This is a genomic window from Achromobacter veterisilvae (assembly GCF_037619525.1).
GTDB classification, from domain to species: domain Bacteria; phylum Pseudomonadota; class Gammaproteobacteria; order Burkholderiales; family Burkholderiaceae_B; genus Achromobacter; species Achromobacter veterisilvae.
On the sequence record NZ_CP148753.1, the window covers coordinates 3,122,254 to 3,138,071 of the forward strand.

The window sequence follows — 15,818 nt, forward strand, 5'->3', positions numbered from 1 at the left end:
CATGCCGCGTCAGAGCGCCGTCGCGCGGACGGCGTGGCGAAATTATATGACCGCCGGGGCCGGATTCCCCGGCGCGGCGCGCGCGGAAATTTATAATGTCGGCCTAACCGGACTATCGTACATGCCTGAATCCTCCAGCCCGCGGGCCTCCAAGGCCGCGGACGCGACGGCCCCGGCGGCCGCCGCCGCGCCGAATGCGCGCCGGGCGCCGCGCCCCGAGCGCCCCATTCCCGCGGTGACCTATCCCGAAGACCTGCCCGTCAGCGCAAGGCGCCAGGAGATCGCGCGCGCCATCGCCGGCCACCAGGTGGTGATCGTCAGCGGCGAAACCGGCTCGGGCAAGACCACGCAGTTGCCCAAGATCTGCCTGGAACTGGGCCGCGGCCGCCAGAAGATGATCGGCCACACCCAGCCGCGCCGCCTGGCGGCGACCTCGGTGGCCAAGCGCATCGCCGAGGAACTGGGCACGCCGATGGGCGAGGTGGTGGGCTACCAGGTGCGGTTCAACGACCGCACCGGCCCGAACGCGTCCATCAAACTGATGACCGACGGCATCCTGCTGGCCGAGTCGCAGCGCGACCCGCTCTTGCGCCGCTACGACACCATCATCATCGACGAGGCGCACGAACGCAGCCTGAACATCGATTTCCTGCTGGGCTACCTGAAGCAGCTTCTCCCGCGCCGCCCCGACCTGAAAATCATCATCACCTCGGCCACGATCGATGCCGAGCGCTTCGCCCGGCACTTCGCGGCGTCCGAGGACAAGCCCGCGCCCGTCATCGAGGTGTCCGGCCGCCTGTACCCCGTGGACGTCCGCTACCGGCCCGTGCGCGAGGAACCGGCCGACGGCGAGGCCGCCCCGGCCCCGGGCAAGCCCGGCCGCGATCGCGAGCGGATGTCGGGCGACGAGGAGCGCGACCTGATCGACGCCATCGTGGACGCCGTGGACGAATGCGCGCGGCATGGCCCGGGCGACGTGCTGGTGTTCCTGCCCGGCGAGCGCGAAATCCGCGAATCCGCCGAGGCGCTGCGCAAACGCCATCCGGCGGGCACCGAAGTGCTGCCGCTGTATGCGCGGCTGTCGCAGGCCGAGCAAGAGCAGATTTTCCATCCGCGCACCAACGCGCGGCGCATCGTGCTGGCCACCAACGTGGCGGAGACCTCGCTGACCGTGCCCGGCATCCGCTTCGTGGTCGACAGCGGGCTGGCGCGCATCAAGCGGTATTCCTGGCGCAACAAGGTCGAGCAACTGCGCATCGAGCCGATCAGCCGCGCCTCGGCCAACCAGCGCGCCGGCCGTTGCGGCCGGGTGGGGCCGGGCGTCTGCATCCGGCTCTACGACGAGCAGGATTTCAACAACCGGGCCGCGTTCACCGATCCGGAAGTGCTGCGCTCGTCGCTGGCGTCGGTCATCCTGCGGATGAAGTCGCTGAAGCTGGACGATATCGAGCAGTTCCCCTTCGTCGAGGCGCCGCCCGGGCGCGCCGTGGCCGACGGCTACCACCTGCTGCAGGAGCTGGGTGCGATCGAACTGGAGTCCGCGGCGGGCGACGACGCGGACGGCGCGCGCACCGGCGCCTCGTTCGCGCTGACCCGCACCGGCCATGAACTCGCCAAGCTGCCGGTGGACCCGCGCATCGGCCGGATGATCCTGGCCGCGCGCGAACACCAGTGCCTGGCCGAAATGCTGATCATCGCGTCGGCCCTGTCGGTGCAGGACGCGCGCGACCGTCCCATGCAGGAGCGCGAGGCGGCCGAGGCCGCGCACGCCAAGTTCGCCGACGACAAGTCCGAATTCATCTCTTTCCTGAAGCTGTGGCGGTGGTACGGCGAACAGGTCCAGCACAAGGCCTCGCAGCGCAAGCTGGTGGCCCTGCTGCGCCAGAACTTCCTGTCGCCCATCCGCCTGCGCGAATGGCACGACGTGCACACCCAACTGGCCGCCCTGGTGGGCGAACAGGGCTGGCGCGTGAACCAGGCGGAAGCCACGTACGAACAACTGCACCTGGCGCTGCTGTCGGGGCTGCTGGGCAACATCGGCTTCAAGAGCGACGAGGGCGGCCACTACCAGGGCGCCCGCGAAATCCGCTTCCACATCCATCCGGGTTCGCGGCTGGTGAAGAAGGCGGGGCGCTGGATCGTCGCGGCCGAACTGGTCGAGACCACGCGGCTGTACGCGCGCTGCGTGGCGCGCATCGACCCGGCGTGGCTGGAAAAAGTGGCCGCGCACCTGATCCGCAGGAACTGGTCCGATCCCCGCTGGGAAAAGAAGGCGGGCCAGGTCGTGGCCAATGAACGGGCCACGCTGTACGGGCTGGTCATCTACGCCGGCCGGCGCATCCACTACGGCCGCGTCAATCCGGCGCACGCGCGCGAACTCTTCATCCGCCAGGCCCTGGTGCCGGGCGAGATCGACACGCGCCTGGCCTTCGTGGCGCACAACCGCAAGCTGATCGCCGGCATCGAGAAGCTGGAGCACCAGGCCCGTCGTCCCGACATCCTGGTCGACGACGAACTGATCTACGCTTTCTACGACCGCCAGTTGCCCGCCGACATTTCGCAGACGGCCTCGCTGGAAAAGTGGGTGTCGGGGCTGGACAAGGCTGCGGCCGCCCAGCTCATGCTGACCCGCGACGAACTGATGCGGCATGAAGCCGCCGGCGTCACGACCGACGTGTTCCCCAAGAAGGTGGAATGGCAGGGCGTGTCCATGGCCCTGGACTACCACTTCGAGCCCGGCTCCCCGCGCGACGGCGTGACCCTGTCGGTGCCGCTGTTCGCCCTGAACCAGATCGATCCGGCGCGCTGCGAATGGCTGGTGCCGGGCATGCTCAAGGAAAAGGTGCATCTGCTCCTGAAGTCCCTGCCGCAGAAACTGCGCCGCCATTGCGTGCCGCTGCCGGATTACGCCGCCGGGTTCTACGAGCGCTGGTTCGACCGCCTGGGCGATCCGCAGCAGGGCCTGGTGGACGCCGTCATCGCCGATATGTGGAACCAGGTCCAGGTGCGCCCGGCCGTGGGGGATTTCAAGCTGGAAACCCTGCCGGCGCACTTGTTCATGAACTTCCGGGTGGTGGACGAGCACGGCCGCATGCTGGCCGCCGGCCGCAACCTGGCGCAACTGCGCGCCGAATTCGGCAAGCAGGCGCAGGCCACCTTCCAGCAACTGGCGGCCAGCGACACGCAGGTCGCCCAGGCGCTGGCGCACGAGAACCTGACTTCCTGGTCCTTCGGCCCGCTGCCGGAGATCATGGAGATCAAGCGGCGCGGGCAATCGGTCATCGGCTATCCGGCGCTGGTGGACCGCGGCGCGCATTGCGACCTGGACGTGTTCGACGATCCGGACGAGGCCCGCAAGCACCATCGCGCCGGCCTGCTCAGGCTGTTCCGGCTGGGGCTGCGCGAACAGGTGAAGTTCCTGGAAAAGAACCTGACGGACCTGACCCGGATCAGCATGCTGTACATGACGCTGGGCACGCAGGAAGAACTGCGCGACCAGATCATCGATTGCGCGCTGGGGCAGGCCTGCCTGGCCGATCCCTGGCCGGTGAACGAACAGCAGTTCGACGCCCGGCGCGCCGAGGGCAAGGGCCGGCTCGGCCTGCTGGCCCAGGAAGTGGCACGGCTGGCGGGGGCGGTGCTGACGGAGTACGCGGCGGTGCAGCGCAAGCTGCCCCAGGCCAAGCCGCACGCCACCGCCTACGCGGACCTGCAGGCGCAACTGGGCGCGCTGATGCCCAAGTGGTTCATCCGCGACACGCCCCACGCGCAGTTGGCGCATTTCCCGCGCTACCTGAAGGCGATCCAGGCGCGTATCGACAAGCTGCGCGCCGATCCGGCGCGCGACGCCAAACTGGTGGCCGAGATGGCGCCGCTCCTGACGCAGTACCAGCGGGCGAGATCGGCGCTGAAGGGGGCGCCCGATCCCCGCCTGGACGAATTCCGGTGGCTGCTGGAAGAGTTGCGGGTGGCGCTGTTCGCGCAGGAGCTGCGCACGCCGATGCCGGTTTCGGTGAAGCGGCTGATGAAGAGCTGGGAGTCGTTGAAGCGGTAGGGGGAGGGCGGAGGCTGTGAAGGGGCGGAGGCTGTGTCTGACACCCGTACGAGACGATCCAGGACTTGCGCGGGCGCCGCCCGGGTGTCTGACACCAACGAAAGCACAAACACCTTGGTGTCAGACACCCGGGAAGGTCTGCTTCAGCCGGACGGGCGTCTCGTACGGGTGTCAGACACTGGGCCCGAGGTGGCAGCTCCCGTACGCCCGTACGGGTGTCAGACACCGGGCGCACAATTCCTACAGCGCCAGGAACCCCAAGATGACCAGAACGATCAGCCCGTACTTGGTGGCCTTGTAGACCTTGCGGTTCCAGGCCTTGAAGGCCTTGCGCTTCTGGTCGATGACCCAGTGCGCGTGCGTCAGCTTGTTGATGGCCCCGGTCTGGTCGCCGCCGTCGTTGGGCGAACTTGCCGCCGACATGACGACCCGGCCGAACCAGCGGTTGAAGGCTTCGGCCCAGCGCCACTTCAGGGGGCGCTCCACGTCGCAGAACAGGATGATGCGGTTCTGCTCGGTGCGGTTGTAGGCCTCGTGGACGTAGGTCTCGTCGAACACCACGCTTTCGCCGTCGCGCCAGCTATAGGATTCGCCGTCGACGATGATGTGGCAGCGGTCGTCGTTGGGAGTGACCAGACCCAGGTGGTAGCGCAGGGACCCGGCGAACGGGTCGCGGTGCCGGTTGAGCTGGCCGCCCGGCGGCAGTTCGGCGAACATCGCGGCCTTGACCTTGGGCAGGGTCTTCAGGATGGCGACGGTCTTGGGGCAGAGTTCTTCGGCGGACGGGTGGCGCGCGTCATACCACTTCAGGTAGAAGCGCTTCCAGCCATACTTGAAGAACGAGTTGAAGCCGATGTCGTTGTGGGTGTCGGCGGCCTTGATGCGCCGCAGCTCGGCCATCTGCACGGCCTCTTCGCGGATCGTTTCCCAATGCTCGTCCAGCACCTTGAGTTCGGCGATCTCGCTCGTCGTCAGGTAGGGCGTGGGCGGCACGCGCGAGGCCAGCACCATGAAGGCGTTGACGGGGGCGAGCAGCACGGAGTGGTCCAGCAGTTGCCGGCCCAGCGGCAGCTTGACGCGGCCGCGGAAGTGCGCGAAGAGGATGGCGGCCAGCCAGATCCCGGGGATTAGCCATTTCATACGTAAATCTCGTGCAGCAATGGTGGGTCAGGTCCAGAGGCTATTGTTACACAGGCCGCGCGCGCGGGGCTCCCCGGATCGCCCGGGACCGTGGCTTTGACCGGTACAATTCTCCCTATGTCCGAAGCCGTAACAAACCCGTCCCCATTTGTTCATCTGCGCGTTCACTCCGAGTTCTCGGTCGTGGACGGCATCGTGCGCATTCCCGACCTCATCAAGCGCGTCGCCAAGCTGGGCCAGCCCGCCGTCGCGCTGACCGATCTGTCGAACCTGTTCGGCCTGATCAAGTTCTACAAGGGCGCGCGCGGCGCGGGCGTGAAGCCCATCGCGGGCTGCGACGTCTGGCTGTCCAACGACGAAGATCCCGCCAAGCCTTTCCGGCTGCTGCTGCTGGTGCGCAACCACAAGGGCTATCTCAACCTGTGCGAATTGCTCTCCAGGGCCTTCCTGACGAACCAGGGCAAGGGCCGCGCGGAGATCCGGCGCGAATGGCTGCAGGGGCAGGACGGCCTGATCGTCCTGTCGGGCGGCCGCGGGGGCGACGTGGGCCAGGCGCTGGACGCGGGCAACGCCGTGTCGGCGCTGGCGCTGGCGCGCCAATGGGAGCACCTGTTCCCAGGCAGCTACTACATCGAACTTCAGCGCGTCGGCATGGACGGCGACGAAGCCTATACCCAGGCCGCGATGCGCCTGGCGGGCGAAGCGGGCCTGCCGGTGGTGGCCACGCATCCGGTGCAGTTCCTGGACGAATTCGAATTCCAGGCGCACGAGGCCCGCGTCTGCATCGCCGAAGGCGAGATCCTGGCCAATCCGCGCCGCGTGCGCCGGTTCAGCAAAGAGCAATACCTGCTCAGCTCCGAGGAAATGGCCCGGCGCTTCGCCGACGTGCCTTCGGCACTGGCCAACACGGTGGAAATCGCCAAGCGCTGCAACCTGAGCCTGGTGCTGGGCAAGCCGCGCCTGCCCAACTTCCCCACGCCCGAGGGCGTGACGCTCGACGACTACCTCGTGCAGTTGTCGGAAGAGGGCCTGGAAAAGCGCATGCGCTTCCTGTTCCCCGACGAGGCCGAACGCGAGTCCAAGCGCGAGCAGTACTACGAACGCCTGCGCTGGGAATGCAAGACCATCATCCAGATGGGCTTCCCCGGCTACTTCCTGATCGTGCAGGACTTCATCAACTGGGGCAAGAACAACGGCGTGCCGGTGGGGCCGGGCCGGGGCTCGGGCGCGGGTTCGCTCGTGGCCTACGCGCTGGGCATCACCGACCTGGATCCGATCCGCTACGACTTGCTGTTCGAGCGCTTCCTGAATCCCGAGCGGGTCTCCATGCCCGACTTCGATATCGACTTCTGCCAGGACAACCGCGAACGGGTCATCGACTACGTCAAGGAAAAGTACGGCCGCGCCGCCGTGAGCCAGATCGCCACCTTCGGCACGCTCGGCGCCAAGGCCGTGGTGCGCGACGCGGGCCGCGTGCTGGACATGCCCTATATGTTCTGCGACGGCCTGTCCAAGCTGATCCCGTTCAACCCGATGGATCCCTGGACGCTGGAACGCACCCTGAAGGACGAACCCGCCTTCAAGGACCGCTACGAGCAGGAAGAAGAAGTGCGCGGGCTGGTCGACCTGGCGAAACCGCTGGAAGGCCTGACCCGCAACATCGGCATGCACGCCGGCGGCGTGCTGATCGCGCCCGGCAAGCTTACCGACTTCTGCCCGCTGTATTGCCAGCCGGGGCAGGAGAACAGCGCCGTCTCGCAGTTCGACAAGGACGACGTCGAGGCCGCCGGCCTGGTGAAGTTCGACTTCCTGGGCCTGCGCAACCTGACCATCCTGGATTGGGCCGTGCGCTACGTGCGCCAGTTCAACGAAGACAAGCGCGACTTCGACGTCATGGCGCTGGCGCTGGACGATCCGGCCGCCTACAAGATCCTGTGCGACGCCAACACGACCGCGGTGTTCCAGTTGGAATCGCGCGGCATGAAGGAACTGCTGAAAAAGCTGCGGCCCAACACCTTCGAAGACATCATCGCCATGCTGGCCCTGTACCGTCCGGGGCCGCTGGAATCCGGCATGGTGGACGACTTCGTCAACCGCAAGCACGGCCGCGCCGCGGTGGACTACTTCCACAACGACCTGGAAAGCACGCTCAAGAGCACCTACGGGGTCATCGTCTACCAGGAACAGGTGATGCTGATCTCGCAGATCATCGGAGGCTATTCGCTGGGCGGCGCCGACCTGCTGCGCCGCGCCATGGGCAAGAAAAAGCCCGAGGAAATGGCCAAGCACCGGGAACTGTTCGAACAGGGCGCCAAGGAAAAGGGCCACGATCCCGACCTGGCGGTCAAGCTGTTCGACCTGATGGAGAAGTTCGCGGGCTACGGCTTCAACAAGTCGCACTCGGCCGCGTACGCGCTGATCTCGTACCAGACGGCCTGGCTCAAGGCCTACCATCCGACGGAATTCCTTGCCGCGACCATGTCGTCGGACATGGACGATACGGACAAGGTCCAGATTTTCTGCCGCGACGCCCAGGACAACGGCGTCGAGGTGCTGCCGCCGGACGTCAACTTCTCGGCCTACCGGTTTGAACCGGTGGCCGACAAGCACACCGAAAAGGGCAGGCCGCCGCGCACCATGCGCTACGGCCTGGGGGCGGTCAAGGGCACGGGGCAGGGCGCGGTCGAAGACATCCTGCGCGCGCGCAAGGAAGGCGGCCCCTTCCTGAACCTGTTCGACTTCTGCCGCCGCGTCAGCAAGCAGGCGGTCAACCGCCGCACCATCGAGGCCCTGATCAAGGCCGGCGCGTTCGACACCATCGAACCCAACCGGGCGGCCATGCTGGCCTCGGTGCCCACCGCCATGGAGGCCGCCGAGCAGGCGGCCCGCAGCGCCAACCAGGCCTCGCTGTTCGGCGACGACAGCGGCGACGTGGTGGCCGGCGAACTGGCCAAGGTCGCGCCCTGGGACCTGCACAAGAAGCTGACCGAAGAAAAGTCCGCGCTGGGCTATTACTACAGCGGCCACCTGTTCGACGCCTGGCGCGACGAAGTGCGCCGCATCGTGCCGATGCAGCTCGCCCGCGTGGAGCCGCAGCGCGACCTGCAATGGATGTGCGGCGTGCTGGCCAGCGTGCGCGTCATGATGACGCGGCGGGGCAAGATGGTCTTCGCCGTGCTGGACGACGGCACCGCGCAGGTGGAAATCTCGGTCTTCAACGAACTCTACGAAAAGCACCGCAACCGCTTGCGCGAAGACCAGCTCGTCATCGTGCAGGGCAAGGTCAGCAATGACGATTATTCCGGCGGCATGCGCATCGTGGCCGAGCAGCTCTACGACTTGCAACTGGCCCGCGAGGCCCGCGCCAAGTCCCTGCGCGTCAAGCTCAACGGCAGCGCCGACGCGGCCCGCCTGCGGCAGATGCTGAATCCGTTCCGGGCCGAACCCGAGAACGGCATTCCCGGCGTGCCGGTCGATATCGTCTATACCAAGAATAATTTCCTGTGCACGGTCCGGCTGGGCGAGGAGTGGCGCGTCCGCATGGCCGATACGCTGCTGGCGAACCTGAACGAATGGACCAAGCCCGACGGGGTGGAGGTGACTTATTGATGCGTAGCCTGCGTATCGTTCACTCGGAAGCCGCCACCAGCTTCGGCGGCCAGGAAGGGCGGATCTTCAAGGAAATGACCGCCATGCGCGCGCGCGGCCATCACATGGAGGCCATCTGCCAGCCCAAGGCGCTGCTGGCGGAACGCCTGTCGGACGCCGGCTTCACCGTGCACACGCTGGAAATGGACGGCGTGGCGAACTACCTGAAAGGCGTCGCCACCATTCGCGGCATCCTGCGGGAAGGCCGTTTCGACGTCCTCAATACGCACAGCCGCCGCGACACGGTCATCGCGGCCGCCGCGGCCCGGCTGGCCGGGACGCCGCTGATCGTGCGCACCCGCCACCTGTCCAACAAGGTGGGCTCGCTGTGGTCCTACACCCGCCTGCCGCACCGCGTCACGACGGTGAGCGACCACGTGCGCCAGCACCTGATCGAACGCGGCGTGCCCGCCGCAAGCGTGGCGACGGTCTATTCGCCCATCGTGCTGCCCCCGCCGGTCGAGCGTTCCACCCTGCGCGAGGAACTCGGCCTGGCCGATGACGATATCGTCGTCGGCTGCGTGGCCGTCATGCGCGCCACCAAGGGGCACAAGGACCTGATCGACGCGATCGCGCCCTTGATGGCCAGCCGCCCCAAACTGCACCTGGTGTTCGTCGGGGGCGGTTCGCCGGTGTTCGAGCAGACGCAGGCCTATGTCGCCGAACTCGGGCTGCAGGACCGCATCCACCTGATGGGCATGCGGCGCGACGTGCCCAACCTGCTGGCGGGCTTCGACCTCTTCGCCCTGGCGACGCAGCAGGAGGCCTCCGGCACCGTCTACGTCGAGGCGCAGGCCAGCGGCCTGCCCGTCATCGGCACGGACGTCGGCGGCGTGTCCGAGATGTTCCGCGACGGCGAAACCGGCATCCTGGTGCCGCCCAAGGACGCCCGCGCCCTGGCCGGCGCCCTGGAGCGCCTGATCGACGACGCCGGCCTGCGCCGCCGCATGGGCGAGGCGGGCCGCAAGATGGTCTGGGAAGAGGGTGTGTTCTCGCCCGCCCGGCTGGCCGAGACCACCGAGGCCGTCTATGCCAAGTGGCTGGCGGAGCGCGCGGGATGAACGCGCCCAACGTCCCGGTGCTGATGTACCACCACGTCACGCCGGCCGGCGGCATGATCGCGGCGACGCCCGACGTCTTCGAATCGCAGATCGCGCGCCTGGCGCGCGCCGGCTACCAGTCGCTGTCGACCGCGCAATTCGCGGCGTACCTGGCGGGCGGCGCCGCGCCCGAACGGTCCGTGCTGATCACCTTCGACGACGGTTACCTGAACAACTGGGTGCATGCGCATCCGGTGCTGGCGCGCTACGGCATGCGCGCCGTCCTCTTCACCATCACGGGCTGGATCGGCGACGGGCCGGTCCGGCCGCATGCGGGCCAGGGCGGGCCCTTGCCCGCCACGCCGGACCACGACGCCTGCAAGCGGCTGGTGGCCGAGGGCAGGGCCGACGAGGCCATGCTGCGCTGGAGCGAGATCGAGGCCATGCGGGCCGCGGGCACCTTCGAATTCCATTCCCACACGCACACCCACACCCGCTGGGACAAGGTCTGCGGCGCGGACACGGACGCCAAGCGCGCGCATATCGCGCAGGAACTGCGAGACTCCCGGGACACGCTGGAACGCCGGCTGGGACAGGCGAGCGACCACCTCTGCTGGCCGCAGGGCTATTTCGACGCGGACTACGTGGCCGCGGCCCGCGAGGCCGGCTTCCGCCACCTGTACACTACCGACCCTTTCGGCCAGAACGCCCCCGGCGCGGATCCCGGGCACATCTACCGTTTCGCGGTGCGCAACCAGGCAGGCTCCTGGCTGAACCGGCGCATCTGGCTGTCGCGCGACCCCTTCTGGGGCCCGCGCTTCCATGCCTGGAAGGCCTGGAAAAAGCGTCTTAGGAATCGCGGATGAAGTTATCTGTCATCATCATCACCAAGAACGAGGCGGCCAATATCGCCGCGTGCCTCAAGTCGGTGGCGTTCGCCGACGAGTTCATCGTCGTCGATTCGGGCAGCACCGACGGCACCGTGGAACTGGCGCAAGCCCTGGGCGCGCGGGTGGAAGTCACGCCGGACTGGCCCGGCTTCGGGCCCCAGAAGAACCGCGCGCTGGACCTGGCGACGGGCGATTGGGTGCTGTCCATCGACGCCGACGAGCGCGTCACGCCGGAACTGGCCCAGGAAATCCAGGAGGCGCTGCGCGCCCCGCGGGCCGACGCCTACGAGATCGCGCGCCTGTCGAATTTCTGCGGCCGCGACATCCGCCACAGCGGCTGGTGGCCCGACTACGTGCTGCGCCTGTTCAAGCGGGGCACGGCGCGCTTCACGGACGCCGCCGTGCATGAGCGCGTGGTGCCGGCCAGCGGCCAGCCCCTGCGGATGCGCGGCTATTTCCTGCACTATCCGTACGACAACCTGGACGCCCTGATCAACAAGGTCAACCGCTACTCGTCGGACGCCGCCGCCATGATGTACGCCAAGGGCCGGCGCGCCTCGGTCTTCGGCGCGCTGGGCCACGGCTTCTGGACCTTCGTGCGGATCTACCTGATCCGGCGCGGCTTCCTCGACGGCAGGCACGGCCTGGTGCTGGCCGTCACCGCGGCGGCCGGCAGCTTCTTCCGCTATTCGAAGCTGATGTTCCTGGCCGACAAGAAAAAGTGAAGATCCTCTACACCAACTTCCATGGCCGCAACGGCGGCGGCCATGTGACCTATATCATCAACCTGGCCAAGGCGCTGGCGGGCAGCCACCAGATCACCGTCGCCACGCCCGAGGCCAGCCGGCTCTACCGCTACGCCAAGGCCATCCCCGGCGTGACGGCGGTTCCGATGCAGTATTCGTCCCGTCCCGCCGCGCTGCTGGGCGAGCGCGCGCAACTGCGGCGGCTGATCCGCCAGGGCGGCTACGATGTCATCCACTGCAACGGCTCGGCCGATCACAAGCAGGTCATGTTCGCCACGCTGGCCCTGCCGCGGCGTCCGCGTATCGTCTTCACCAAACACAACGACCACCCGGTGACCAGCCTGGGCAATTGGCTGCGCGCCCGCCTGGCCACCGACCACAGCATCGCGGTCAGCGATTACGTGCGCCGCCTGATGGAAAACTCGCCCTACCGGCGCCGTCCCATCACGACCATCCGCCACGGTATCGACACCAACTTCTTCGCGCCGCCGCCGCCCGAAAGCCTGGACAAGCTGCGCGACATCTTCTTCGGGCCGGATTGGCGCGGCAAGCTGCTGCTGGGCAGTTCCGGCGGCACCGACTACGACAAGGGCTGGCTGGACCTGGTCGCCGCCGTCGCGGCGCTGCCCGCCGCGGACAAGGCCCGCGTGCGGCTGCTGGTGGCCGGCGACCCGCCCTCCGAGGCCAAGCTGGCGCGCGTGCGCGAACTCGGCATGATCGACCAGGTGGTGTTTCCCGGCCTGCTCGACGACGTGCGGGCCGCCCTGGCCGCCTGCCACGCGGGCTTCGTGCTGTCGTACCGCGAGGCCCTGTCGTTCGCCTGCCGCGAGATCATGGGCCTGGGGCTGCCCGCCCTGGTCAGCGACGCGGGCGGCCTGCCCGAGAACGTCGCCGACGGCGTGGACGGCTGGATCGTGCCCGCGCGCGACGTGCCGGCCATGACCGCCAGGCTGCGCTTCATGCTCGACCACCCCGAAGCCGTGCGCGCCATGGGCGTCAAGGCCCGGGAAACCGCCGTGCGCGACTTCAACCTGGAACGTTTCGCCGCCGCGACACTGGACGTCTATCAGCTTACATTGCGCTGAGACCGGGCTCTATAATCCGTAGTTATGTCTATCCCCATACTCATGTACCACCAGATCGGCGAGCCCAATCCCAAGGGCACGCCGTATCGCGGACTGACGGTACACCCCGCCAGCTTCGCCCGGCAGATGCGCTGGATGCGCAGGCTGGGCTATCGCGGCCTGTCCATGCGGGACGTCATGCCCTACGTGCGCGGCGAACGGCAGGGCAAGGTGTTCGGCATCACGTTCGACGACGGCTACCGCAACGTGCATCGCAACGCGATGCCGGTGCTCAGCGAATTGGGCTTTACCGCCACCAACTATTTCGTGGCGCGCCAGTTCGACGGCGGCAATGTGTGGGACTTGCAGAAAGGCATCCCGTTCTCGGCGCTGATGACCGTGGACGAAATGCGGGAATGGGCGCAGGCCGGCAACGAGGTCGGCTCGCACACCCTGGACCACGTCCACCTGCCCGAAATGACGCCCGAGGAAGCGCGGCGCCAGATCGTCGAATCCAAGGACGAACTGGAACAGGCGCTGGGCGGGCCCGTCACCGCGTTCTGTTATCCCTATGGCGACCACGGCCCGGAACACCGGGCCATGGTGCGCGAGGCCGGTTACGACAACGCCACGCTGACCCAGCGCGGTCTGGCGGCGGCGTCCGACGACCCCTACGGGCTGCCCCGCGTGACGGTGGCGCGCTCCACCAACATCATCCGCTTCCTGCAGAAATGCCTGACCCGGTATGAAGACTCCCGCCGGCGCCGTTGAGCGGCGGCTCCGCATCGCGCTGCTGGTCGACCGCTTCGGCAATCGCTTCGGAGGCGCGGAAGCCTATGGCGTGGAGCTGATGCGCGTACTCGGCCAGCGCCATGACGTCTCCGTCGTGGCGCGCGACTTCGACAGCGACCTGCCGTTTCCCTTCCTGCCGGTGCGCTTCCCGGCCTGGCTGCCAAGCTGGATGCGGGTGCTGTATTTCGCCTGGCGCGCCGACCGGCTCACCCGCGGGCGCTACGACATCGTGCATTCGCACATGAACGGCTGGGCCGGCGAAATCCAGGTCATGCACGTCACGCCCGTGCGCTACAACCGTGTGACCCGCGCCAAGCCGATGCAGCGCCTGGCCGCCTGGCTCAGCCCGCGCCTGGCCACGTACCTGATCCTGGAAAAACTGCGCGTGCGCAACGCGCCCGCGCGCCGGGTGGTCGCCGTTTCCGGACTGATCATGGATCAGCTCCACCGCAGCTACGGTCCGCGGCTGCCGGTGGACATCATCGCGCCGGGGGTCAAGCTGCCCACGGCCGCGCAACGGGACGGACGCGACGAGACCCGCGCGCGGCTGGGATGGGACGCCGGCACCGTCGGCTGTCTGCTGGTCGCGCGCAATCCCCTGCGCAAGGGCCTGCCGGCCCTGCTCGACGCCCTGGGCAAGCTGCCGCCGCAATACAAGCTGCTGGTCGTGGGCGCGGACGAGCCCACCCGGGAACGCGTGCGCGCGGCCGGCGCCATCGCCAGCCGCGTCACCCTGATCGACCCCACGCCCGACGTCGCCCGCTATTTCAGCGCGGCCGACATCTACGCGCATCCCACGCTGAACGACAGCTACGGCATGGCGCCGCTGGAAGCCATGTCGCACGGGCTGCCGGTGGTGGTCAGCTCGCCCGTCTACTGCGGCTTCGCGCAGTACCTGTCGGCGGGCAAGGACGCGCTGATCCTGCAAGATCCGCGCGACGGCGCCCAACTGGCGCAAGCGCTGGAACGGCTGGGCTCCGAACCCGGACTGCGCGCGGCGCTGGCCGAGCGCGGCCTGGCGATCGCCCGCGATCAAAGCTGGGAGACCGTGGCCGCACGCTACGAAGCGCTATACGAAAAAGTGCTGCTGGAGCGCCGCTGACCAAGGCGGAGCCAAGAGCCCGACGCACGTGTCCGACACAGGGAGAAAGGCCCGCCGCACGTGTCTGACACCCGTACGAACAGCCCGTCAAGCTGCGCCGCACGTGTCTGACACCCGTACGACCTGCCCGTCAAGCTGAAGCCACTCTTCCCGGGTGTCTGACACAGGAAGCGTTTCTTGCCGTCGACGCAAGTGTCTGACACCCCTACGACCTGCCCGTCAAGCTGAAGCCATTCTTCCCGGGTGTCTGACACAGGAAGCGTTTCTCACCGTGAGAAACGACTCAGCCAGCAAGAAATTCACCCCCCCGGCGCCGTCGCCCGCTCCAGCGCCGCCAGCCACCGGATCGCGTATTCCCGGTCCTCTCCGCACATTTCCGCCTGCGCCTGCAAGCCGCCGCAGAAATCCGGGCGCGAAGGCTGGCCGAATACCGCGCAGCGCATGTCCGGCAGCAACTGGACGCAGGGCACGCCGGCCGGCTTGCCCGCGGGCATGCCGGGGATCGGCCGGGAGATCGACGGCGCGATGCAACAGGCGCCGCAGCCGGCTCGACAGGCCAGCGCCGCGGAACTCATACCCATCCGCGCAGCCAGTAGACGAAGAGGCCGGCGTACTCCTTGATGATGGAGCGGCTGGCGTCGAAGGTGCGCTGGTCGGGCAGCCACAGTTGCAGCGAACCGTCGGTGGGCGGCACGATCTGCGGCGGAGCGGGGGCGGCGATGGCCTGCACGCCCTGCTTGGAAAACGCCGCCATCGCGCGCGGCATGTGCAGGGCGGACGTCACCAGCAGGACCTTGCCGATGCCGCGGGACTTGAGCTGGTCCTCGGTCAGGGCGGCGTTTTCGTAGGTGGTGCGGCTGGCGTTCTCCAGGATGAGCGCCGTTTCGGGCACGCCTTGCTGGCGGATGGCGTGCGCCATTCCGCGGGCTTCGCTGATGTCGCCTTCCAGCGCGCCGCCGGACAGCACCACCTTGGGCGCGCGTCCGGCCAGATAAAGCTGGGCCGCCGTGTCCACGCGCACCACCGCGGTGTCCTTGTCGTAGGGCTGGAACCAGTTGGCGCGGCCGTTGGCGGTGTTGCCGCCCAGCACCACGATGGCGTCGGCCGTCGGGGATTCCGAGGGCGGCAGGTGCGGATAGCGGGATTCCAGCGCCCCGCCCAGCCAGAGCGACGTGGCCGGCAGCGACCAGGCCAGCGCCCACAGCAAGCCGGCCGCGATGAGGGCGCCGCCGGTCTTGCGGAGCCGGAACAGGCCCAGCACCAGTCCGACGACGACCAGGGTCAGGCACAGGTTGTAGGGGATGATCAGATTCGCGAGATAGGTGGAAAAGGGCATTTCAAA

At 67.9% G+C, this 15,818-nt stretch carries 11 protein-coding genes; 8 read left to right on the forward strand and 3 right to left on the reverse strand.

Features of this window, described 5'->3' with window-relative positions; genetic code table 11:
- Positions 1 to 121: 121 nt before the first annotated feature.
- On the forward strand, positions 122 to 4,054 hold the full coding sequence (hrpA, locus tag WHX56_RS14590) for an ATP-dependent RNA helicase HrpA (protein ID WP_338881640.1): 3,933 nt from the start codon (positions 122 to 124) through the stop codon (positions 4,052 to 4,054).
- A 240-nt stretch (positions 4,055 to 4,294) separates the two neighbouring features.
- On the opposite strand, the gene lpxO is transcribed toward hrpA, so the two are convergent.
- Positions 4,295 to 5,194 carry a lipid A hydroxylase LpxO gene (gene lpxO, locus WHX56_RS14595; protein WP_129245733.1) on the reverse strand — a complete coding sequence of 300 codons (900 nt, stop codon included), beginning with the start codon at positions 5,192 to 5,194 and terminating at the stop codon, positions 4,295 to 4,297.
- Between the two features lie 117 nt (positions 5,195 to 5,311).
- Between lpxO and dnaE the strand changes: the two genes are divergently transcribed.
- The 7 genes from dnaE to WHX56_RS14630 are packed head-to-tail and all read left to right on the forward strand — an operon-like array spanning position 5,312 to position 14,476.
- Positions 5,312 to 8,803, forward strand: coding sequence for a DNA polymerase III subunit alpha (gene dnaE, locus WHX56_RS14600; protein WP_338881641.1), 3,492 nt, complete (start codon positions 5,312 to 5,314; stop codon positions 8,801 to 8,803).
- Positions 8,803 to 9,903 (forward strand): glycosyltransferase family 4 protein, encoded by a 1,101-nt coding sequence (locus WHX56_RS14605; protein ID WP_287751638.1) that lies wholly within the window; start codon positions 8,803 to 8,805, stop codon positions 9,901 to 9,903. The genes dnaE and WHX56_RS14605 overlap by 1 nt, the downstream gene beginning before the upstream one ends.
- Positions 9,900 to 10,748, forward strand: a complete 849-nt coding sequence (locus WHX56_RS14610; protein ID WP_338881642.1) for a polysaccharide deacetylase family protein — start codon at positions 9,900 to 9,902, stop codon at positions 10,746 to 10,748. Before WHX56_RS14605 ends, WHX56_RS14610 begins: the two co-directional genes overlap by 4 nt.
- Positions 10,745 to 11,497: a glycosyltransferase family 2 protein gene (locus WHX56_RS14615; RefSeq protein WP_129245724.1), complete on the forward strand. Its 753-nt coding sequence runs from the start codon at positions 10,745 to 10,747 to the stop codon at positions 11,495 to 11,497. The genes WHX56_RS14610 and WHX56_RS14615 overlap by 4 nt, the downstream gene beginning before the upstream one ends.
- Positions 11,494 to 12,603: a glycosyltransferase gene (locus tag WHX56_RS14620; protein ID WP_129245722.1), complete on the forward strand. Its 1,110-nt coding sequence runs from the start codon at positions 11,494 to 11,496 to the stop codon at positions 12,601 to 12,603. The genes WHX56_RS14615 and WHX56_RS14620 overlap by 4 nt, the downstream gene beginning before the upstream one ends.
- 24 nt (positions 12,604 to 12,627) lie before the next feature.
- Positions 12,628 to 13,353 (forward strand): polysaccharide deacetylase family protein, encoded by a 726-nt coding sequence (locus WHX56_RS14625; RefSeq protein WP_338881644.1) that lies wholly within the window; start codon positions 12,628 to 12,630, stop codon positions 13,351 to 13,353.
- Positions 13,328 to 14,476: a glycosyltransferase family 4 protein gene (locus tag WHX56_RS14630; protein WP_287751627.1), complete on the forward strand. Its 1,149-nt coding sequence runs from the start codon at positions 13,328 to 13,330 to the stop codon at positions 14,474 to 14,476. The genes WHX56_RS14625 and WHX56_RS14630 overlap by 26 nt, the downstream gene beginning before the upstream one ends.
- Before the next feature lie 299 nt (positions 14,477 to 14,775).
- Here WHX56_RS14630 and WHX56_RS14635 read toward each other — a convergent pair whose 3' ends face one another.
- Together WHX56_RS14635 and WHX56_RS14640 are read right to left on the reverse strand one after the other, a co-directional pair.
- The gene (locus WHX56_RS14635; protein WP_338881646.1) at positions 14,776 to 15,051 is read right to left on the reverse strand and encodes a YkgJ family cysteine cluster protein; all 276 of its coding nucleotides are present in this window, start codon (positions 15,049 to 15,051) and stop codon (positions 14,776 to 14,778) included.
- Complete coding sequence (locus tag WHX56_RS14640) at positions 15,048 to 15,812, reverse strand: YdcF family protein (RefSeq protein ID WP_129245713.1); 765 nt, start codon at positions 15,810 to 15,812, stop codon at positions 15,048 to 15,050. The genes WHX56_RS14635 and WHX56_RS14640 overlap by 4 nt, the downstream gene beginning before the upstream one ends.
- Between the last annotated feature and the right edge of the window lie 6 nt (positions 15,813 to 15,818).